General features: G+C 76.2%; 1 protein-coding gene. It reads right to left on the reverse strand.

The genetic code is table 11. From position 1 onward, the window contains the following. On the reverse strand, positions 1-609 hold a 609-nt coding region (locus ND747_RS16595; RefSeq protein ID WP_251734508.1), incomplete at both ends, for a hypothetical protein.

Consider the following 609-nt stretch of genomic DNA (forward strand, 5'->3'; position numbering starts at 1 on the left):
CCCTGACCCGGTGCGGTGGCACCGGCGCTGGCGGTCGCCGTCGGGCTCGGAGTGGCCTCGCCCGCCGTGGCCGACTCGCCGACGGCGCCCTCGGCGCCCGGCGCGGCTGGCTCGACGGGGACGTCCAGCGTGATGCTGCCGGCCTTGGCGAAGGTGAAGGTGATCGGTAGCTGGGCGCCGATCAGCAGGTCGCGGGTGAAGCCCGACAGGCTGGGCGCGGAACCGTCCGCGACGAAGACGTGGCCGCCACCGGCCGGAATCTCGGCGGGCGACGACACCCGGCCGGAGCCGGCGGTCGGCGAGGAGACCGAGACGAGGGTGTCCGACGCGTCGCTGGCGTTGAAGAACGCCGAGACGATCGGCGCCGAACCGCCCTGGTCGGCCGGGCCGGCGAGGTAGACGTTGCGCAGCGAGATGGCGCCGACCGCGCCGGACGTGCTGTTCGTGGTCGTGCGCGCGTAGTTGGTCAGCGCGTCGGTGCCGGCGGCACAACTGGTCAGGCCGGCCGCGCCGAGCACCGAGGCGAACAGCGCGACCCCCACCCGGCGGGAGGCCATCCGGGCGCGGAAGGTGGCCCGCCCGGCGGGATCGGCGGGGTCGGCACCGGCG

The sequence above is a fragment of the Frankia sp. R82 genome (assembly GCF_023716925.1).
Lineage (GTDB): Bacteria > Actinomycetota > Actinomycetes > Frankiales > Frankiaceae > Frankia.